The following is an 18,784-nucleotide window of genomic DNA, read 5'->3' on the forward strand; positions in this document are numbered from 1 at the left end:
CGGGCCCTAGGGGCCGGCTCCAGGGCAATGTCAGGGGTGCCAGCCCCTCCACGGGAGGGAGCCAGCACGTACCGTTGACGCATGACGAGCATCGGTGGTGCCGAGATGGTCGACTGGAATCTCGCGGTGGCGACCGCGACCCGCCTCGTGAGGCCGGGCCCCGAGGTGAGCCGCGACGAGGCGCGAGCCGTCGTCGCGGAGCTCCGCCGGCACGCCAAATCCTCGGAGGAACACGTCCGCTCCTTCACGAGGATGGGGACGGAGGCCACCCACGACACCCCGGTCCTCGTGGTGGACAGGGCCGGCTGGGTCCGGGCGAACGTCGCGGGCTTCAGGGAGATCCTCAAGCCCCTCCTCGACAAGATGCAGGACCGCCGCACGGGCCCCGGCGGCGCCGTGCTCGGCGCGGTCGGCGGCAAGGTGACGGGCGTGGAGCTCGGCATGCTCCTGTCGTTCCTCGCCTCCCGCGTCCTCGGGCAGTACGAGACGTTCGCCCCGGCCACCCGCGACCTCCCCGCGGGAGCGAACGGCGGCGGCAGGCTCCTCCTGGTCGCCCCGAACATCGTGCACGTGGAGCGCGAGCTCGACGTGGACCCCCACGACTTCCGCCTCTGGGTCTGCCTCCACGAAGAAACGCACCGCACTCAGTTCACCGCCGTGCCGTGGCTGCGCGACCACCTGGAGGCCGAGATCCAGTCATTCCTCGGCGAGACCGAGGTCGACCCGATGACGGTCCTGGAGCGCGTCAGGGAGGCCGCCCAGTCCCTCGCGGGCGGCCGCACCGACGCCGAGGGCGAGGAGTCCGAGGGCGGCCGCTCCCTCGTCGAGCTCGTCCAGACCCCCGCCCAGCGCGAGATCCTCGCCCGCCTGACGGCCGTGATGTCCCTGTTGGAGGGCCACGCGGACTTCGTGATGGACGGCGTGGGCCCGGACGTCGTGCCGTCCGTCGGCGAGATCCGCGAGAAGTTCCAGCAGCGCAGGGCCCGCGGCGCGAGCCGCCTCGACCAGGCGCTGCGCAAGCTCCTCGGCCTCGACGCGAAATTGCGCCAGTACCGCGACGGCGAACGCTTCGTGCGCGCCGTCGTGGACGAGGTCGGCATGGACGGCTTCAACCGCGTGTGGACGTCGCCGAACACGCTGCCCACGAAGGCGGAGATCGCCAAACCCGCGGACTGGGTCGCGCGGGTGCACCGTAAGGGAGACTGAGAGGCCGGATGCGGCCGATGGCAGGAGAACGCCCCCGTAATCACCCGTCCGAGGGACCGTAGGCAAGGGGTAGGCGTGCAATGCTCGGGTAACGGCTCGGCTCTGTCACCATCGACACACTCTGAGTGACCGAACGCGCGGGAAGCGAGGCCCCCCGAGGGGCCGGACATCCCGAGTGGGTCCTGAGTGACTGGCCCGAGCTCACCCCCGAACTTCACGAAGGGAACCGGACATGGGTCCCCATCCTGCGGTCGCGGCGATACGCCTGGCGGTCCGCCGCGTACTCCACGACGTCCTGACCGACCTGCAGCGCACCTCCGAGAACGCCCCCCCACACCCCTCGCACCCCCCGCACGAGCAGCCCGCGTCGCCGCTCGTGTTCGTCGCCTGTTCCGGCGGCGCCGACTCCATGGCGCTCGCCTCCGCGCTCGCCTTCGAAGCCCCCAAGCTCGGCATGCGCGCGGGCGGCATCACCGTCGACCACGGCCTGCAGCCGGGGTCCGACCTGCGCGCCGCCGAAGTCGTCGTGCGCCTCACCGCCCTCGGCCTGACCCCGGTCGAGTCCATCGCCGTGGACGTGGGCCGCGACGGAGGCCCCGAGGCCGCCGCCCGCGACGCGCGCTACGCAGCCCTGGATGCCGCCGCCGAACAGCATTCAGCCGCCGCCGTCCTGCTCGGCCACACCCGCGACGACCAGGCCGAGACCGTCCTGCTGGGCCTCGCCCGCGGCTCCGGGATCCGCTCGCTGTCCGGAATGGCGGCGACCTCGGGGGTCGCCGGCCGTTACCGCCGCCCCTTCCTGCACCTCGACCGGCAGACCGCCCGCAAGGCCTGCATGGTCCAGTCGCTGCCCGTCTGGGACGACCCGCACAACGCCGACCCGGCGTACACCCGTTCCCGTCTGCGCCACGAGGGCCTGCCCGCCCTGGAGAAAGCGCTCGGCAAGGGGGTCGTCGAGGCGCTCGCCCGCACGGCGCAGCTGTCCAGGGACGACGCCGACGCCCTCGACGCCTGGGCCGCCCAGGCCGAGACGAGCGTGCGCGACGCCGCCGGCCTCCTGGAGTGCGCGAAGCTCTACGCGCTGCCCCCCGCGGTGCGCCGCCGCATCGTGCGCCGGGCGGCCATCGACGCGGGCGCCCCCGCGGGTTCGCTCTTCGCCCGGCACATCGAGGAGGTCGACCGCCTGATCACCGGCTGGCGCGGCCAGGGAGCCATCAACCTCCCGGGCAAAGTCGTGGCGCAGCGCCAGGGTGGCAGACTGGTGATCCGGCAAGGCTGACGAGAGGCCCGTGTGACTGACGGGCCGAGTCGGCCGGTGGGACGACCGAAAGTGATGCGGGTGGACGCGAAAGACATGGGCACCGACCTCCAGTCGGTGCTCATCACCAAGGAAGAGATCGACGCGAAGCTGGCCGAGCTGGCCGCCAAGATCGACGCGGAGTACGCGGGCAAGGACCTGCTGATCGTCGGCGTCCTCAAGGGCGCGGTGATGGTCATGGCGGACCTGGCGCGTGCGCTGTCCACTCCCGTCACGATGGACTGGATGGCCGTTTCGTCGTACGGCGCGGGGACCCAGTCCTCCGGCGTCGTGCGGATCCTCAAGGACCTGGACACCGACATCAAGGGCAAGCACGTCCTGATCGTCGAGGACATCATCGACTCCGGTCTGACGCTGTCCTGGCTGCTGTCCAACCTCGGCTCGCGCGAGCCCGCCTCCCTCGAGGTGTGCACGCTGCTCCGCAAGCCGGAGGCGGCCAAGGTCGCGATCGACGTGAAGTGGATCGGCTTCGACATCCCGAACGAGTTCGTCGTGGGGTACGGCCTCGACTTCGCCGAGAAGTACCGCAACCTCCCGTTCGTCGGAACGCTCGCTCCGCACGTCTACGGAGGCTGACGTCTCGTAGCGCCGCGTACGACGCAGGGGAACCCTCACCCGTTTCCCGACGTTGGAGCATGCGAAGGCCGGATTGCCAGCAGTCCCGGGCAGCTTCGGGTCACAATGCTGGGGTACCGTCCGAAGAACAGTCTTTATCAAACTCACTATGGCAGGAGGGACGGGGCGTCATCGCTCCGTATGGATGGACGTGAAGCGATACTTCCGTGGGCCAGTCATGTGGATCGTGCTGGCCGTCCTTGCCGTGGTCGTGTTGATGCAGGTCGTCGGCTCGTCCGGTGGCTACAAGACGGTGGACACCGGCCAGGTCGTCCAGGCGATCAACGACAACAAGGTCGAGTCCGCCAAGCTCACCACCGGTGACGAGCAGATCATCAAGGTCGAGCTCAAGGACGGCCAGAAGGTCAAGGACAGCAGCAAGATCCAGGCGAGCTACATCGGCGACCAGGGCGTCGACCTCGCCAAGACCCTGCAGTCCAAGTACCAGACCAAGGACATCCCGGACGGTTATACCGTCTCGCCGTCGAAGCAGAACCCCTTCGTCGGCATCCTGCTCTCCCTGCTCCCCTTCGTCCTCATCGTCGTCGTCTTCCTGTTCCTGATGAACCAGATGCAGGGCGGCGGCTCCCGGGTCATGAACTTCGGGAAGTCCAAGGCGAAGCTCATCACCAAGGACACCCCGAAGACGACGTTCTCCGACGTGGCGGGATCCGACGAGGCGGTCGAGGAGCTCCACGAGATCAAGGAGTTCCTGCAGGAGCCGGCGAAGTTCCAGGCCGTCGGCGCCAAGATCCCCAAGGGCGTGCTGCTCTACGGCCCGCCCGGTACCGGTAAGACGCTGCTCGCGCGTGCCGTCGCCGGTGAGGCCGGAGTTCCGTTCTACTCGATCTCCGGTTCCGACTTCGTCGAGATGTTCGTCGGTGTCGGTGCCTCCCGCGTGCGCGACCTCTTCGAGCAGGCCAAGGCGAACGCTCCGGCGATCGTCTTCGTCGACGAGATCGACGCCGTCGGCCGTCACCGCGGTGCCGGTCTCGGCGGTGGCCACGACGAGCGCGAGCAGACGCTGAACCAGCTGCTCGTCGAGATGGACGGCTTCGACGTGAAGGGCGGCGTCATTCTGATCGCCGCCACGAACCGCCCCGACATCCTCGACCCGGCGCTGCTGCGTCCCGGCCGCTTCGACCGGCAGATCGCCGTCGACCGCCCGGACATGCAGGGCCGTCTGGAGATCCTCAAGGTTCACCAGAAGGGCAAGCCGGTCGCCCCGGACGTCGACCTCTCCGCGGTCGCCCGTCGCACGCCGGGCTTCACCGGTGCGGACCTGAGCAACGTCCTCAACGAGGCCGCGCTGCTCACCGCCCGCAGCGACAAGAAGCTGATCGACAACAGCATGCTCGACGAGGCGATCGACCGCGTCGTGGCGGGCCCGCAGAAGCGGACCCGGATCATGTCCGACAAGGAGAAGAAGATCACCGCGTACCACGAGGGCGGACACGCCCTGGTCGCGGCGGCCTCACCGAACTCGGACCCGGTCCACAAGATCACGATTCTGTCCCGCGGCCGTGCCCTGGGTTACACCATGGTCCTGCCCGAAGAGGACAAGTACTCGACCACGCGCAACGAAATGCTCGACCAGCTGGCGTACATGCTGGGCGGGCGCGCGGCCGAGGAGCTCGTCTTCCACGACCCGACGACGGGCGCGGCGAACGACATCGAGAAGGCCACGGGCACGGCCCGCGCGATGGTCACGCAGTACGGCATGACCGAGCGGCTCGGCGCGATCAAGTTCGGCGGCGACAACACCGAACCCTTCCTCGGCCGCGAGATGGGCCACCAGCGGGACTACTCGGAAGAGGTCGCGGCGCTGGTCGACGAAGAGGTCAAGAAGCTCATCGAGACCGCGCACAACGAAGCGTGGGAGATCCTCGTCGAGAACCGCGACGTGCTCGACAACCTGGTCCTCCAGCTCCTGGAGAAGGAGACCCTCGGCAAGGACGAGATCGCCGAGATCTTCTCGACCATCGTGAAGCGCCCGGCCCGCCCTGCGTGGACCGGCTCCTCGCGGCGCACGCCCTCGACCCGCCCGCCGGTGCTCTCCCCCAAGGAGCTGTCGCTGACGAACGGTGCGAACGGCGCGACCCCCGCGGTGACGTCGGGCAGCACGGAGCAGCCCATCGAGGTGGCCCCGGAGGACCGCCCCGAGAGCTGATCCCGCGCGCCTCAGCAGGCCCGGAATGGATGCCGCGCCCCCCTGGTTCTAGCCTGGGGGGCGCGGCTTATTTCGTACGCCCGCGTGAGACGCACAGGAACGAGGCACAAGATGACCGACCCGGTGACGCTGGACGGCGACGGCCTGATCGGCGAGTTCGACGAGAAGCGGGCCGAGAACGCCGTACGCGAGCTGCTGATCGCCGTGGGGGAGGACCCCGACCGGGAAGGGCTGCGAGAGACCCCGGGACGCGTCGCGCGGGCCTACAAGGAGATATTCGCCGGGCTCTGGCAGAAGCCCGAGGACGTGCTCACGACGACGTTCGATCTCGGCCACGACGAGATGGTCCTGGTGAAGGACATCGAGGTCACCTCCTGCTGCGAGCACCACCTGGTGCCGTTCCGCGGCGTGGCGCACGTGGGGTACATCCCGGCCACCTCCGGCAAGATCACCGGCCTGTCGAAGCTCGCCCGCCTCGTGGACGTGTACGCACGCCGCCCGCAGGTGCAGGAACGCATGACGACGCAGATAGCGGACTCGCTGATGGAGATCCTGGAGCCGCGCGGCGTCATCGTCGTCGTGGAGTGTGAGCACATGTGCATGTCGATGCGCGGCATCCGCAAGCCCGGTGCCAAGACCATCACCTCCGCGGTCCGCGGGCAGCTCCGCGACCCCGCGACGCGCAACGAGGCGATGAGCCTGATCATGGCCCGCTGAGGAGGCCTCCGGATCCGAGCGGTCCGGAGTCTTTCGTTCCGATCAACTCGCGTTCTCCGTGCGGGCGTTGTGGCCGAAAGTGGTGGACGGTGGGGGCGGTGGCCGAAAGACTGCGTGTATGACGAATACGAGCACGCAGCCCCTGCCCACCCGCAAACTCGGCGGTCTTGAGGTCTCCGCCCTCGGCTACGGCGCCATGGTGCTCTCCCCGGGGGTCTACGGAGAGGTCGACGACGAGCGCGGCGAGCGGGCTCTCCTCGCGGCGGTCGACGCGGGCGCCACGATCATCGACACCTCCGACGGGTACGGCGTCGACGGCCACAACGAACGCCTCATCGGCAAGACCCTGAGAGGGCGCCGCGACCAGGTCGCGATAGCCACCAAGTTCGGCTTCCGGCTGCCGGAAGGCGTGGAGCCGCACCCCTTCCCCATCGGCTACGCCTTCGGTGAGCTGGCGGTCAACGGCGACCCGAAGCACGTACGCGGCTATGCCGAGGCGAGCCTGCGGGGCCTGGAGACGGACTACATCGACCTGTACTACCCGCACTTCCCCGACCCGCAGATCCCCCTCGAGGACACCGTCGGGGCGGTCGCCGAGCTGATCGGGGAGGGGCTCGTCCGGCATCTCGGCCTCTCGAACGTCACGGCCGCCCAACTGCGGGCCGCGCACGCCGTGCACCCCGTGTCGGCGGTGCAGATCGAGTGGTCGATGTGGAAGCCCGCCGAGCCGGAACTGCTTGCGGCGGCGCGTGAGCTGGGCGTCGGGCTCGTGCCGTGGTCGCCGCTGGGTGCCGGCTTCCTCACCGGCACGGTCGGCCAGGTCACGGAGGGCGACTTCCGGCAGAACGCACCCCGCTTCGACGCGGCGAACCTGAAGGCCAACAACGACCGCTTCGCGCCCGTGCGGGGTGTCGCGGAGGAGCTGGACATCACCCCGGCGCAGCTGGCGCTGGCCTGGCTGCTGCACCAGGACCCGAACGTGGTGCCGATCCCCGGCAGCCGTACGCCGAAGCACATCGAGGAGAACCTCGCGGCCGCGCACGTACGGCTGGACGCGGACGTCCTGCGGCGCCTGGAGCGGATCCTGGGGGAGACGGAGGTCGAGGGCGGCACGCTGCTGTAGCGCCCGCCCGACGGCCGCCCGCGCGTTCCTGAACGGTCCTACGCCGCCGCGGTGGTCTCGCCGTTCTCGTCGTCGTCCTCGGGGAGCTTGCAGACCCGCTCCATGAAGAAGCCGGCCGCTATCACCGCGATGCCCATCAGGACCGAAAGCCCCGCGTACACCGCCTGGTCGCGGCGGGGCGGGATGTCGAGGGACTCGAGCAGGAACGCGCCCGTCCCCCCGTACATCCCCGCGACCAGTGCCGCGACCAGGGCGCTCGCCTGGCCGAAGACGACGGCGCGGGCGGCCATCATCGGCTCGACGCCCTTCGCGCCGGGGCGCCGCTCGCGCTGGGCCCGCAGCCGGGAACGCAGGGAGAGCGCCGTCGCGAGGAGGACGACGGCGATGACCGCGAGCACGATGGGCGCGGCCAGCGGAACGCGCGGCAGCGTGCCGACGGAGTCCCAGAGGCGGGCGCCCGACCAGGACAGCACTCCGGCGACGAGGAAGAGGCCGAGCAGTGTCCTGATGCGCAGTTCCTTCACGGGTGACCCTTCATCGGCTTGCTTACCTCGACCGCCTTCTCCAACGACTACTCCGGCAGCCGGAGTTCCAGGTCGGCGCGGGGAGCCACGCCGTCCCGGGTGGTCGCGGCGAGCAGCTGCGCCACCGGGCCCCGGCCGGTCAGCTGGGCCTCCGGCTCCACATCGTGCCAGGGAGCGAGGACGAAGGCGCGCTCGTGGGCGCGCGGGTGGGGCAGCGTGAGGGCCGGGTCGTCGGACACCACGTCCGCGTACGCCACGATGTCCACGTCGATGGTGCGCGGGCCCCAGCGCTCGTCCCGCACGCGGTGGAAGGCCTCCTCGACCGCCTGGGCGCGCTCCAGGAGCGAGGCGGGCGGCAGGGTCGTCTTCACCACGACGACCGCGTTGAAGTACGAGGGCTGGGTGCCGGGGTCGACGCCCCAGGGCTCGGTCTCGTACACCGGAGAGACCGCCTTGACCCGCAGGCCGGGGGTGTCCTCCAGGGCGTCGACGGCGCCCTGGAGCGTCTCCAGGCGGTTGCCGAGGTTGCTGCCGAGGGAGATCACGGCGCGCTTGGGGTTGGACAGGGTCGTGTCCGCGGCATCCACCTGCGCGACGACGGAGGTGGGCACCGGCTGGACGGTGGGGTCGCTCTGACCCGCTTTGAAGGGCGAAGTCATACTCGGCTCCGGGTGATGGTGACGGTCACGTCGTCGAACGGGACGGTGATCGGGGCGTCCGGCTTGTGCACGCAGACCTCGACCTCCAGAACTCCGTCGTGCTTGAGACACGCCTGGGCGATGCGCTCCGCGAGCGTCTCGATGAGGTCGACGGGCTCGCCCTCGACGACGGCCACGACCTCTTCGGCCACGATTCCGTAGTGCACGGTCTTCGCCAGGTCGTCGTCGGCCGCGGCCGCTCGCGTGTCCAGACCAAGCACCAGGTCCACGATGAAGGTCTGGCCCTCTTCGCGCTCCCGCGGATAGACACCGTGGTGCCCGCGGGCCTTGAGGCCGCGCAGCGCGACACGATCCACGCGAATCACTCCTGCAATCGTCGGTATCGGCAGGCCTGTACCGAGTGCGGTCGGCACACCAGCCTCGTTCGAATCTACCTGCGAGCACTGACAGCACTCGCCCGCGGGGCCCGTCGGGCGCCTCGGCACACACTGGTCGAACCGCGCCTACCCACTTACGTGGGTGTCTCCTCACCCTCTTCGTCATCGGTTTCCGCGAGGACGGGCGACGCGTGGTGCGACCACAGCTTCCAGCCGTCGGGTGTGCGGCGAAACACATTCGTGGCGACCACGAGCTGGCCCACGAGCGGGCCGAGCTCGCCGCCGCCCTCCGGGGGCGGACCGCCGCTGAGGATGTTCTCGGTGCACGTCACCAGAGCGGTGTCGCCGGCCACGCGGACCTTCAGGTCGGTGAGGAAGAACTGGATGTACTCGGTGTTCGCCATGATCAGCGCGTACGACCTGAGGACCTCGCCGCGGCCCGTCAGAACCGGCCAGCCGGGGTGCACGCAGGAGACGGCGTCACCGGCCGTGTCACCGTCCTCCGCGCCCTCGGCGTCCTCCGCGTCCCCCAAGCCCTCGGGAGTGTCCTCGGAGTCCAGCCAGAGGTCGGAGACCTCGTCGAAGTCGCCGCGTTCGAGGGCTTCGTAGAACGCTGTGTTGGCGAGTTGTACCTGCTCGATATCGGTCCTGGCGGCCGTCACCGAGGGCCGCCTGCCGCGCCGGTCACGGCGCGGGCGACGCGGACCGCGTCGGCGGTCGCCCGCACCTCGTGCACGCGGACCGCCCAGGCGCCCTGGTGGGCGGCGATGGCGGAGACGGCGGCGGTGGCGGCGTCGCGCTCGCGGGCGGGCGGCGGGGCGCCCTCAGGGCCCGCCAGGACGCGGCCGAGGAACCGCTTGCGGGAGGCGGCGACGAGGACCGGGTGGCCGAGCTCGCGCAGCCGCTCCAGGTGGGCGAGGAGCGACAGGTCGTGCTCGGCCTCCTTGGAGAAGCCGAGGCCCGGGTCGACGACGATGCGCTCGGGGGCGATGCCGCCCTCGATGGCGGCCTCCACGCGCGCGTGGAGCTCGTCGAGGACTTCGGAGAGCACGTCGTCATAGTGCGGCTCGGCGTGGAGGTCGGTGAGGAAGCCGCGCCAGTGCATGACCACGAAGGGGGCGTGCGCGGCGGCGACCGCCGGGACCATGCGCGGGTCGGCGAGGCCACCGCTGACGTCGTTGACGAGGACGGCGCCCGCCGCGAGCGCCTGCTCGGCGACGGTGGCGCGCATCGTGTCCACGGAGACCGTGACGCCCTCGGCGGCCAGCCCCCGCACGACGGGCACGACGCGCTTGAGCTCCTCGTCCTCGTCCACGCGGGGTGCGCCGGGGCGGGTGGACTCGCCGCCGACGTCGACGAGGTCGGCGCCCTGCGCGACCAGGTCGATGCCGTGCTTGACGGCGGCCGTCGTGTCGAACCAGCGCCCGCCGTCGGAGAAGGAGTCCGGCGTCACGTTCACCACGCCCATGACCGCACAGCGGTCCCACTCCGGCAGCCCCTGGACCGATCCCCGCCCGCGCAACGTACTCATACCTCCAGCCTAGGGCCTGTCGTTTGGGTCAGGCCGGATCAGGGAGCGGGGTCTGGTGCGTGCGATCGCAAGGCGGAGGAGGGCGGCAACGCGGAGCGTTGGCAACCGACGACAACGCGGCGAGCGTGCGTGCCAGACCCCGCGAGCCCGGCCTGACCCAAACGACAGGCCCTCAGCCCGGAAGCGGCGCGATTACGCCGCCTGGACCTCCCGCTCCGCGGCCCGGTGCGGGCAGGGGCGGCGCTGGGGCGTACCCCGGCGCATGAAGCGCGGCAGGGCGAGCGTGACGAAGCCCTCGGCCTGCATCGCGGCGAAGCCGATGCGGGGGAGGTCCTTGCTGGAGCGGTAGACGACGAAGCGGGGCTCCCAGCGGGGGCGGAACTTCGCGTTGAACTTGTACAGGGACTCGATCTGGAACCAGCGGGACAGGAAGACCAGCAGGCCGCGCCAGGCGCGCAGGACCGGGCCCGCGCCGATCTTCTCGCCGCGGGCGAGGGCCGCGCGGAACATGGCGAAGTTGAGGGACACGCGCGCGATGCCGAGCTTCGGGGCCGCCTGGAGGGCGGCGACGATGAGGAGCTCGTTCATGCCGGGGTCGGCCGCGCGGTCGCGGCGCATGAGGTCCAGGGAGACGCCGTCCTTGCCCCACGGGACGAAGTGGAGGACGGCCTTCAGGTCGCCGTAGGGGCCAGGCGCCTCGTCGGCCTTGTGGGCGGTGGCGATCAGACAGTCGCCGTCGTCCGGGTCGCCGATGCGGCCGAGCGCCATGGAGAAGCCGCGCTCGGTGTCGGTGCCGCGCCAGTCCTCGGCGGCCCGCTGGATCCGGGTGAGCTCCTGTTCGCCCAGGTCACGGATGCGCCGTACGCGCGTCTCGTAGCCATTGCGCTCGATCCGCTTGACCATCTGGCGTACGTTGCGCATCGCACGCCCGGACAGGGAGAAATCCGCGACGTCCACCACCGCCTCGTCACCCAGCTCGAGGGCGTCCAGGCCGGTCTCCCGGGTCCAGACCTCGCCGCCCGTCTCGGAGCAGCCCATGACGGCCGGTGTCCAGGAGTGGGCCTTCGCCTCGTCCATGAAGCGCTCGATCGCGCCGGGCCAGGCCTCGACGTCGCCGATCGGGTCGCCGCTGGCGAGCATCACTCCGGAGACGACGCGGTAGGTGACGGCGGCCTTGCCGCTGGGGGAGAAGACGACGCCCTTGTCGCGGCGGAGCGCGAAGTGACCGAGGGAGTCGCGGCCGCCGTGCTTGTCGAGGAGCGCGCGCAGCTTCGTCTCGTCGTCCTCGGTGAGACGCGCGGCCGGGTGCTCGGGGCGGAAGGCCAGGTAGATGGTGGTGAGGGCGGTGAGCATGCCGAGGGCGCCGAGGGAGAAACCGACCGTCCAGGACGTGCGTCCGTAGTAGTCGACCGGGCCTTCGAAGCCGAAGAGTCCGTAGAGGACGTGCTCCAGGCGGTCCGTGATGCTGGGGTCCCCGATGACCTTGCCGGGGTGGACGCTGACGATCACCAGACCCAGCAGAATCGATCCGGCACCGAGGAGGACGAAGTTGGCAAGAGCACGCCAGCGGCTGCGCGGATCGGGCAGGGCGGTGAACTCACTCCGATGGCGCAGCAGCAGCGCCAGGAGCGCGATCGAGATGACGACGCCGATGATCGAGTGCCGGTACGCGAACTGCGCCACGGCACCCGCGGGCAGCAGCACCACGGCGGCCCGCCAGGCCCGCCGCTTGTGGCGCCGCAGGCCGTGCGCGAGCAGGAGCAGCAGGATGCCGGAGCTGAGCGCGAGAGCGGCGGCGAAGGGGCCGAGAGCGCCGGGCAGGACCTCGGCGATGGCGTGCATCCGGCTGTGCCGGAAGCGGGGGAAGACACCCGCCGCGACGTTCAGGAGACCGACGAGGGTGCAGGCTCTGGCGACCAGCGTGGGCACCGCCTCCGGGCGTGGCCCGCGCAGCACCTTGTGCAGCCGACCGTCGCGGTGGCGCACCTCACTGTCCGGAACCCCGCCCGACATTTCCCCATCTATCCTGACAGACATCGCATCCCGTAGTTCTGCGAGAGAGCTTTAATCCGGTGCCAAAAACGCATCCGGCTACATTGCGCCCTCTAGGACGGTCCTTCAGGGAGACGGGTTCATTCCCGACCGGAAACGGCTGGAAATGCTCTGGCAGGCCCCGGCGGGCTTGCGGCATCTCCGCCGGCCGGGCCGTCCAGGGTCCGGTCATGCCGAGGCACGTGCCCGGCACAGGTTAGAAAGCGCAGGCAGAACTCCCCATGGGTCTCACGAGCAACAAGGTCCTCGCCCTTGCGGTCTTGCTGGCGGTGCTGTTCTTCGTCGGCACGATCTGGCTCTGGCCGCGGCTCGCCCGCCGCAGCTGGAAGGCGGTCACGGGCCGTGTCGGGCTGCTTCTCGCCACCCAGGTCGCCGTCTTCGCCTCGGTGGGGCTGGCGGCCAACCAGGCCTTCGGCTTCTACGCCACGTGGGCGGACCTCTTCGGCCAGGAGACGGCTCCCGGAGTGGTGGTGGACCACGATCCGGCCAAAGGAGCAGGGCCCGTCAAGGTCGTCGACACCCAGACCGTGAACGTGCCGGGCGGTGGCCGGCCCACCGTCGGGGGCCAGATCCAGAAGGTCGAGGTCGGCGGCGAGGAGTCCAAAATAGGCAGCCCCGCCTACGTCTACCTGCCGCCCGAGTACTTCCAGCCGCAGTACAAGGACCGCAGGTTCCCCGCGTCCGTGGTGCTCACCGGCTACCCAGGCACCGCGGAGGCGCTCATCAAGGGCCTGCACTACCCCCAGACCGCCCACAAGCAGGCGGCCGACGGCAAGATGCAGCCGATGATCCTCGTCATGATGCGGCCGACCGTGGCGCCGCCGCGCGACACCGAGTGTGTGGACGTGCCGGGCGGGCCGCAGACCGAGACGTTCTTCGCCAAGGACCTGCCCCAAGCGATATCCGACCACTACAGGGTGGGCCGCAAGGGACAGAACTGGGGCGTCATCGGCGACTCCACCGGCGGTTACTGCGCGCTGAAACTCGCCATGCACCACCCGGGCACGTACGGCGCGGGAGCGGGCCTGTCCGCGTACTACAAGGCGCCCATCGACGTCACCACGGGCGACCTCTTCCACGGCGACAAGGAGCTGAAGCAGCGCGCCGACCTGGACTGGTACCTCGACCACATGCCGCCGCCCAAGACGTCCCTCCTCGTGACCACCAGCAAGAACGGCGAGGGCAACTACCGCGACACCCTGAAGTTCATCGACAAGGTGAAGGCGCCCACGCGCGTCTCGTCGATCACGCTCGAGAGCGGCGGGCACAACTTCAACACCTGGCGCCGTGAGATCCCCGCGACGCTGGAGTGGATCAGCGGGCGGCTGAGCGCCGACTAGGACGGCTCAGCGCCGACTGGCGCGGATCCCGGGCTCTCCGGGGAGGGCGGGGCTCCGGAGGGGGGCTCATGCCCCCTTGATCGCCGCCACCGTCTCCAACACGACCTCCGCGCGAGCGATGTCCCGCGCGTCCGCCGCCGTCGACCGCCGCAGCGCCTCGTGCAGCCGGGCCGGTGTCAGCACGCCCAGGAAGCGGCCCTCGCTGTCCTTGTCGATGACCGCGATCCAGCCCGCGTCGTGCTGCAGCATCGTCGCGAACGCCTGCTTCAGGCTCGCGCCGACCGGCAGCCACGCCTCCATGCGGCGGGCGTGCTCGCGGACCGTGCCGCTCTCCGCGCGCGCGTGCTCGGCAGAGATCCAGCCGTGCAGGTTGTTCTCGCCGTCCAGGACGACCGCCCAGCGCGCGTCGAGCTCCTTGGGCAGCGCGTCGTCGAGGTGCACAACCGGCGGCTGCTCCAGGTCGCCCTCCTCGATCGGTGTCACGGAGAGCCGCTTCAGGCCGCGGTCCGCGCCCACGAAGTCCGCGACGTAGTCGTTCGCGGGCGCCCCGAGGACCGTCGAAGGAGTGTCGAACTGCTCGATGCGTCCCTCCCCGTAGACCGCGATGCGATCCCCGAGGCGGACCGCCTCCTCGATGTCGTGCGTGACGAAGAGCACCGTCTTGCGCACGGCCTGCTGGAGCCGGAGGAACTCGTTCTGCAGATGCTCGCGGACGACGGGGTCGACCGCGCCGAAGGGCTCGTCCATCAGCAGCACCGGCGGATCGGCGGCCAGGGCGCGGGCCACGCCGACGCGTTGGCGCTGACCGCCCGAGAGCTGCTCGGGGTAGCGGTCGCCGAAGACGGCCGGGTCGAGGCCGACCAGGTCGAGGAGTTCGGCGGCGCGCTCGCGGGCCTTGCCGCGCTTCACGCCGAGGAGATGCGGGACGGTCGCCGTGTTCTCAAGCACCGTCTTGTGCGGGAAGAGACCGACCTGCTGGATCACATAGCCGATACGGCGCCGCAGTTGTACGGGATCGATTCCGGATATGTCGTCGCCGTCGACGAATATCCGGCCCTCGCTCGGCTCGATGAGCCGGTTCACCATTTTCATCGTCGTCGTCTTGCCGCACCCCGACGGGCCGACGAGCGTGACCAGTTCGCCCTCGGCGACCTCGAAGGACAGATCGTCGACGGCGGTGGTGCCGTCCGCGTACCGCTTGGTGACGTGCTCGAACCGGATCATGGTTCCCCATTGTGGAGGGCGGCGACGGGCTGTGCGTGACGGCCGTGTTGCGGCCGTACAACGACTCACTGCGATTGTCGGTGCCGCGCGTTAGGGTCGCCAGACACGGGGGGACGTGTGTACGGCATACGTCCGGGAATTCGGGGGAGGTGGGGCGCGTGGCCGAGCAGAACTGTCTGGTGACGAACGACTGGATCTGCGGGGAATATCTCCGCTCCCGCAGCCAGGAGTTGGTCGACGCGACCCTTGAGCACGTCGGGATCACCGTCGCCTCCGTGGCGATCGGGGTCGCCGTCGCCCTGCCGCTCGCGCTGCTCGCACGGCGCTTCCGCTTCCTCGCGGGACCGATCCTCGGCGTGACGACCGTGCTCTACTCGGTCCCTTCGCTGGCGATGTTCTCGCTGCTCCTGCCCTTCTTCGGGCTCTCCGTCTCCCTGGTCGTCACCGGCCTCGTCCTGTACTCGCTGACGGTCCTCGTCCGGAACATCCTGGCCGGTCTCCAGGCCGTCCCCGAGGAGGCCAGGGACGCCGCCAAGGGCATGGGCTACGGCCCGTTGAGGCTGCTGTGGGAGGTGGAGCTGCCGCTCGCGCTGCCCGCGCTGCTCGCCGGTGTGCGCATCACCACGGTCTCCACGGTCGCCCTGACCACGGTCGGCGCGATCGTGGACTACGGAGGCCTGGGCACCCTCATCCTCGACGGCCTCGACACGACCTTCAAGGCGCAGGTCCTGACCGCGTCGGTGCTCTGCGTGCTCCTCGCCGTGGTCGCCGATCTGCTGCTGCTCGGACTCCAGCGGTGGCTGACCCCGTGGACGAGAGCCCATCGCACACGGACGAGCCGGGCGTCGCGCAAGGCGGCCGCGACGAAGGTGGCTGAGCCCGCATGAACGCGATCACGGGCGCGTGGGACTGGCTGACCACGGGCGCCAACTGGCAGGGCGAGAAGGGCGTCTGGCACCGCCTCGCCGAGCATCTGTACTTCAGCGGGGTCTGCCTCGCCGTCGCCTGCGCCATCGCGCTGCCCCTGGCGCTGTACCTCGGCCACGTGGGCAAGGGCGGCGCCCTGGCCGTCAACATCTCCAACGTCGGCCGCGCGGTGCCCACGCTGGCCCTGCTGATCCTGCTCACGCTCACGCCCCTCGGCGAGCACGGTGACGCGCCGACGCTGATCGCGCTGGTGCTCTTCGCCGTCCCGCCGCTGCTGACCAACGCCTACCTCGGGATGCGCGAGGTGGACCGCGCCGTGGTGGAGGCCGCGCGCGGGATGGGGATGAGCGGCGGCCAGCTGTTCGCGCGGGTCGAGCTGCCGCTCGCGTATCCGCTGATCATGACCGGCATACGGTCCGCGGGGGTGCAGGTCGTCGCGACGGCCACGCTCGCCGCGATGGCGGGCGAGGGCGGTCTCGGCCGGATCATCACGGCCGGGTTCAACCTGCAGAACACCCCGCAAGTGGTCGCGGGCGCCGTCCTCGTGGCGCTGCTCGCGCTTCTCGTGGAGGGGGTCCTGGTGGTGGCGGGGCGGCTCTTCGACCCGATGCGGCGGTAGCAGGCAGCCCGTGGGCGGCTGTGAGTTCTGATTCCTTTCCTTTCGAAATGGTGGTTCACCGATGAACAGCACAACGCGTCGCGCGCGACGGATGGCAGGGGCGGCCGCGGCCGTCGTGGCGCTGACCGCGGGTCTCGCCGCGTGCGGCGGGGACAGCCTGGAGGACGACGGCAAGGGGTCGGACAAGGCGGGCGGTGACAAGAAGGGCTCGCTCGTGGTGGGCTCCGCGCGGTTCACCGAACAGAAGGTGCTCGCCGAGCTCTACGTGGGCGTCCTGGAGAAGGCCGGTTACGACGCGCAGGTCAAGACCGTGCAGAACCGCGAGATCTACAAGCCCGAACTCGAGAAGGGCTCGATCGACGTCGCTCCCGAATACGCGGCGACGCTCACGGAATTCCTCAACCGGGAGAAGAACGGCCCGAAGGCCGAGATGCTTGCCTCCAGCGATCCGGATGCCACGGTGAGCGAGCTGGAGAAGCTCGCGGAGCCGAAGGGCCTGAAGGTGCTCCCGCCCGGTGCGGCGGTCGACCAGAACGCGTTCGCGGTCTCCGAGGAATACGCGAAGGAGCACAAGCTCAAGACGCTCTCGGATCTCGGCAGGTCGGGGGAGAAGGTCAAGATCGCGGCGGGCGACGAATGCGAGTCCCGCCCGTTCTGCGCGCCGGGTCTGGAGAAGAAGTACGGCATCGACGTCACCGGAATCGACCCCAAGGGTGTCGGCACCACGCAGTCCAAGCAGGCCGTCAAGAACGGCACGGACCAAATGATGCTGACCACGACGACCGACGCGACGCTGAAGAACTACGACCTCGTCATCCTCGAGGACGACAAGAAGCTGCAGAACGCGGACAACATCCTTCCCGTGGTGAACGCGAAGGAGGCCGGCAGCAAGGAGATAGCCGACGCGCTCGGCAAGCTCACCAAGACGCTCACGACGGACGACCTCATCGAACTCAACCGGAAGGTCGACGAGGAGCGTCAGAAGGAAGCGGATGTCGCCGAGGAGTATCTGAAGTCGAAGAGCCTCATCTGAAGTCGATCCGAAGTTGATCAAGAAAAGCGCCGAGAAGGCCCGCGGGCGCGACGGAAGTTGAGCGCTGAATCAGAGTGGGGAGTGGCGGCGAGTTGCGAAGAGTTACGGCCTTGATGACCGCTTTTTGCCGGGCGGGGCACCACACTTCGCCTACGCGCGGTAAGTTTCTGGCCATGCCACGTGGACGCCACCGCCATTCCCCACCCCTGCACAGGCTGCTTCCTCCTACGACGATCGCAGGCGTTTCGATTCTCAGCGCCGGCGGCGCCTGGATGTTCGCGGAACCGGTCGTGCTCCGCGGGCTCGTCGCGGCCGCGGCCGCCGCTGCCGTCGTGGGCTCGGTCGTCATGCGCCGCTGGGACCAGACGGCCGGCAAGCGTGTCGCCGAGCTCACCCGCGCCCGCGCGAGCGACGAGTGGCGCTACGAGGAACGGATAGCCGAGGCCGAGTCCGACCTCGAGGAGTCCCGCGAGCTGCGGGGCAGGCTCGAGACGAAGCTGCGCGCCAAGCGCGCGGAGCTCGCGGCCCTGCGCAACGAACACGCCGCGCTCCTGCGGCGGTACGCCACCGCGGAGACGGAGCGGGCCAGCGCTCTGGAGGGGCGGCGCCTGCTCGCGATCGAGGCGACGTCTTCGGGGCCGCCCGCGCTGCCCGCGTCGGGGGCGGCTTCCGGTTCCGGTGCCGAGGACTTGGTGCCTGCGGTGCGCGCCGGGGCGCCGGGGCGTGTGCCGTCCTCCCCGTCTCCGCGCACGGAGACCTCTGCACGTACGGAGACCTCTGCACGTACGGAGACCTCTGCACGTATGGAGGCTCCTGCGCGCGGGGAGACTGCCCCGCGTACCGAGGCTCCCGCGGCGCGTGCGCAGGCCTCCGCCAGGCCGGGGGCGTCTCCCACGCCCTCGCTGTTCCTGCGGGCCAACGCGGCGCTGGACCGCATGACTCCGGCCGCGCCACCGCAAGCGGCGTCGGAAGCCGCGCCGGAAGCGGAGGACGAGTCGCGGGGGAAGCCCGGGGCGGCCGATGGATACGCCGGGCACGAGCGCGCGGTCGCCGTCGCGCCGCCCGCGCAGTCGCGCCGTCAGGCTCCCCAGGGCGGATTCGACTTCTTCGGTACGAAGAACGTGGCTCCGGCCGCGCTGGAGTCCGTGCAGAACGAGGACCTCGCCGACGTGGTGGGCGAGGAGGCCCTCGCGGTCCACAAGGCGGAGACCGAGGGCGAGTTCAAGGACGCACCCGAGGGAGACGCGGCGCGGGGTGTCGGGCAGGTCATCGACCTGACCGCCCACGACGAGACGGAGCAGATCGACGTGGGAGAGCTGCGGACCGCCCTCCGGGCTTAAGGCCCCGCC

General features: G+C 70.2%; 18 protein-coding genes. 11 read left to right on the forward strand and 7 right to left on the reverse strand.

Annotated elements, in window-relative coordinates:
* Positions 1-81: 81 nt before the first annotated feature.
* The 6 genes from AC07DO_RS14425 (at position 82) to AC07DO_RS14450 (ending at position 7,149) form a co-directional block, all read left to right on the forward strand.
* Positions 82-1,206 (forward strand): zinc-dependent metalloprotease, encoded by a 1,125-nt coding sequence (locus tag AC07DO_RS14425; RefSeq protein ID WP_479059586.1) that lies wholly within the window; start codon positions 82-84, stop codon positions 1,204-1,206.
* A gap of 232 nt (positions 1,207-1,438) precedes the next feature.
* Complete coding sequence (gene tilS / locus AC07DO_RS14430; protein WP_479059588.1) at positions 1,439-2,485, forward strand: tRNA lysidine(34) synthetase TilS; 1,047 nt, start codon at positions 1,439-1,441, stop codon at positions 2,483-2,485.
* Positions 2,486-2,539: 54 nt separating this feature from the next.
* On the forward strand, positions 2,540-3,100 hold the full coding sequence (hpt, locus tag AC07DO_RS14435; RefSeq protein ID WP_150175769.1) for a hypoxanthine phosphoribosyltransferase: 561 nt from the start codon (positions 2,540-2,542) through the stop codon (positions 3,098-3,100).
* A gap of 184 nt (positions 3,101-3,284) precedes the next feature.
* Positions 3,285-5,309, forward strand: a complete 2,025-nt coding sequence (gene ftsH / locus AC07DO_RS14440; protein WP_385930512.1) for an ATP-dependent zinc metalloprotease FtsH — start codon at positions 3,285-3,287, stop codon at positions 5,307-5,309.
* Between the two features lie 111 nt (positions 5,310-5,420).
* Positions 5,421-6,026: a GTP cyclohydrolase I FolE gene (gene folE, locus AC07DO_RS14445; protein WP_479059589.1), complete on the forward strand. Its 606-nt coding sequence runs from the start codon at positions 5,421-5,423 to the stop codon at positions 6,024-6,026.
* A gap of 118 nt (positions 6,027-6,144) precedes the next feature.
* Positions 6,145-7,149: an aldo/keto reductase gene (locus tag AC07DO_RS14450; RefSeq protein WP_479059590.1), complete on the forward strand. Its 1,005-nt coding sequence runs from the start codon at positions 6,145-6,147 to the stop codon at positions 7,147-7,149.
* Positions 7,150-7,187: 38 nt separating this feature from the next.
* Here the strand turns inward: AC07DO_RS14450 and AC07DO_RS14455 are convergent, their stop codons facing one another.
* From AC07DO_RS14455 to AC07DO_RS14480, 6 genes are all read right to left on the reverse strand, one after another.
* Positions 7,188-7,673, reverse strand: a complete 486-nt coding sequence (locus tag AC07DO_RS14455) for a DUF3180 domain-containing protein (RefSeq protein ID WP_479059592.1) — start codon at positions 7,671-7,673, stop codon at positions 7,188-7,190.
* Between the two features lie 47 nt (positions 7,674-7,720).
* The gene (folK, locus tag AC07DO_RS14460) at positions 7,721-8,332 is read right to left on the reverse strand and encodes a 2-amino-4-hydroxy-6-hydroxymethyldihydropteridine diphosphokinase (protein ID WP_479059594.1); all 612 of its coding nucleotides are present in this window, start codon (positions 8,330-8,332) and stop codon (positions 7,721-7,723) included.
* Positions 8,329-8,688 (reverse strand): dihydroneopterin aldolase, encoded by a 360-nt coding sequence (gene folB / locus AC07DO_RS14465; protein WP_055565731.1) that lies wholly within the window; start codon positions 8,686-8,688, stop codon positions 8,329-8,331. Before folB ends, folK begins: the two co-directional genes overlap by 4 nt.
* A gap of 155 nt (positions 8,689-8,843) precedes the next feature.
* Complete coding sequence (locus AC07DO_RS14470) at positions 8,844-9,371, reverse strand: nuclear transport factor 2 family protein (RefSeq protein WP_479059596.1); 528 nt, start codon at positions 9,369-9,371, stop codon at positions 8,844-8,846.
* Positions 9,368-10,240: a dihydropteroate synthase gene (gene folP, locus AC07DO_RS14475; protein ID WP_479059598.1), complete on the reverse strand. Its 873-nt coding sequence runs from the start codon at positions 10,238-10,240 to the stop codon at positions 9,368-9,370. The genes AC07DO_RS14470 and folP overlap by 4 nt, the downstream gene beginning before the upstream one ends.
* A gap of 192 nt (positions 10,241-10,432) precedes the next feature.
* Positions 10,433-12,253, reverse strand: coding sequence for a phosphatidylglycerol lysyltransferase domain-containing protein (locus AC07DO_RS14480; protein WP_479059600.1), 1,821 nt, complete (start codon positions 12,251-12,253; stop codon positions 10,433-10,435).
* Positions 12,254-12,513: 260 nt separating this feature from the next.
* On the opposite strand from AC07DO_RS14480, the gene AC07DO_RS14485 reads away from it, so the two are divergent.
* Positions 12,514-13,632: an alpha/beta hydrolase gene (locus tag AC07DO_RS14485; RefSeq protein WP_479059602.1), complete on the forward strand. Its 1,119-nt coding sequence runs from the start codon at positions 12,514-12,516 to the stop codon at positions 13,630-13,632.
* 66 nt (positions 13,633-13,698) lie between these two features.
* Here the strand turns inward: AC07DO_RS14485 and AC07DO_RS14490 are convergent, their stop codons facing one another.
* Positions 13,699-14,856, reverse strand: coding sequence for an ABC transporter ATP-binding protein (locus AC07DO_RS14490; protein ID WP_479059604.1), 1,158 nt, complete (start codon positions 14,854-14,856; stop codon positions 13,699-13,701).
* Positions 14,857-15,014: 158 nt separating this feature from the next.
* Between AC07DO_RS14490 and AC07DO_RS14495 the strand changes: the two genes are divergently transcribed.
* From AC07DO_RS14495 to AC07DO_RS14510, 4 genes are all read left to right on the forward strand, one after another.
* Positions 15,015-15,743 (forward strand): ABC transporter permease, encoded by a 729-nt coding sequence (locus tag AC07DO_RS14495; RefSeq protein ID WP_479059606.1) that lies wholly within the window; start codon positions 15,015-15,017, stop codon positions 15,741-15,743.
* On the forward strand, positions 15,740-16,402 hold the full coding sequence (locus AC07DO_RS14500) for an ABC transporter permease (protein ID WP_479059608.1): 663 nt from the start codon (positions 15,740-15,742) through the stop codon (positions 16,400-16,402). Before AC07DO_RS14495 ends, AC07DO_RS14500 begins: the two co-directional genes overlap by 4 nt.
* 61 nt (positions 16,403-16,463) lie before the next feature.
* Positions 16,464-17,435 (forward strand): ABC transporter substrate-binding protein, encoded by a 972-nt coding sequence (locus AC07DO_RS14505; RefSeq protein WP_479059610.1) that lies wholly within the window; start codon positions 16,464-16,466, stop codon positions 17,433-17,435.
* 173 nt (positions 17,436-17,608) lie between these two features.
* A complete protein-coding gene (locus AC07DO_RS14510) occupies positions 17,609-18,775 on the forward strand; it encodes a hypothetical protein (protein WP_479059612.1) in 1,167 nt (388 codons plus the stop codon).
* Positions 18,776-18,784 lie beyond the last annotated feature (9 nt).

The organism is Streptomyces sp. NPDC045678 (genome assembly GCF_056432085.1).

Bases quoted from the DNA above. Each gene is read 5' to 3' on its own strand.
- AC07DO_RS14425 (WP_479059586.1), top strand. From the start codon at position 82: ATGACGAGCATCGGTGGTGCCGAGATGGTCGACTGGAATCTCGCGGTG.
- tilS (WP_479059588.1), top strand. From the start codon at position 1,439: ATGGGTCCCCATCCTGCGGTCGCGGCGATACGCCTGGCGGTCCGCCGC.
- hpt (WP_150175769.1), top strand. From the start codon at position 2,540: ATGCGGGTGGACGCGAAAGACATGGGCACCGACCTCCAGTCGGTGCTC.
- ftsH (WP_385930512.1), top strand. From the start codon at position 3,285: ATGGACGTGAAGCGATACTTCCGTGGGCCAGTCATGTGGATCGTGCTG.
- folE (WP_479059589.1), top strand. From the start codon at position 5,421: ATGACCGACCCGGTGACGCTGGACGGCGACGGCCTGATCGGCGAGTTC.
- AC07DO_RS14450 (WP_479059590.1), top strand. From the start codon at position 6,145: ATGACGAATACGAGCACGCAGCCCCTGCCCACCCGCAAACTCGGCGGT.
- folK (WP_479059594.1), bottom strand. From the start codon at position 8,332: ATGACTTCGCCCTTCAAAGCGGGTCAGAGCGACCCCACCGTCCAGCCG.
- folP (WP_479059598.1), bottom strand. From the start codon at position 10,240: ATGAGTACGTTGCGCGGGCGGGGATCGGTCCAGGGGCTGCCGGAGTGG.
- AC07DO_RS14480 (WP_479059600.1), bottom strand. From the start codon at position 12,253: ATGTCGGGCGGGGTTCCGGACAGTGAGGTGCGCCACCGCGACGGTCGG.
- AC07DO_RS14485 (WP_479059602.1), top strand. From the start codon at position 12,514: ATGGGTCTCACGAGCAACAAGGTCCTCGCCCTTGCGGTCTTGCTGGCG.
- AC07DO_RS14490 (WP_479059604.1), bottom strand. From the start codon at position 14,856: ATGATCCGGTTCGAGCACGTCACCAAGCGGTACGCGGACGGCACCACC.
- AC07DO_RS14500 (WP_479059608.1), top strand. From the start codon at position 15,740: ATGAACGCGATCACGGGCGCGTGGGACTGGCTGACCACGGGCGCCAAC.
- AC07DO_RS14505 (WP_479059610.1), top strand. From the start codon at position 16,464: ATGAACAGCACAACGCGTCGCGCGCGACGGATGGCAGGGGCGGCCGCG.
- AC07DO_RS14510 (WP_479059612.1), top strand. From the start codon at position 17,609: ATGCCACGTGGACGCCACCGCCATTCCCCACCCCTGCACAGGCTGCTT.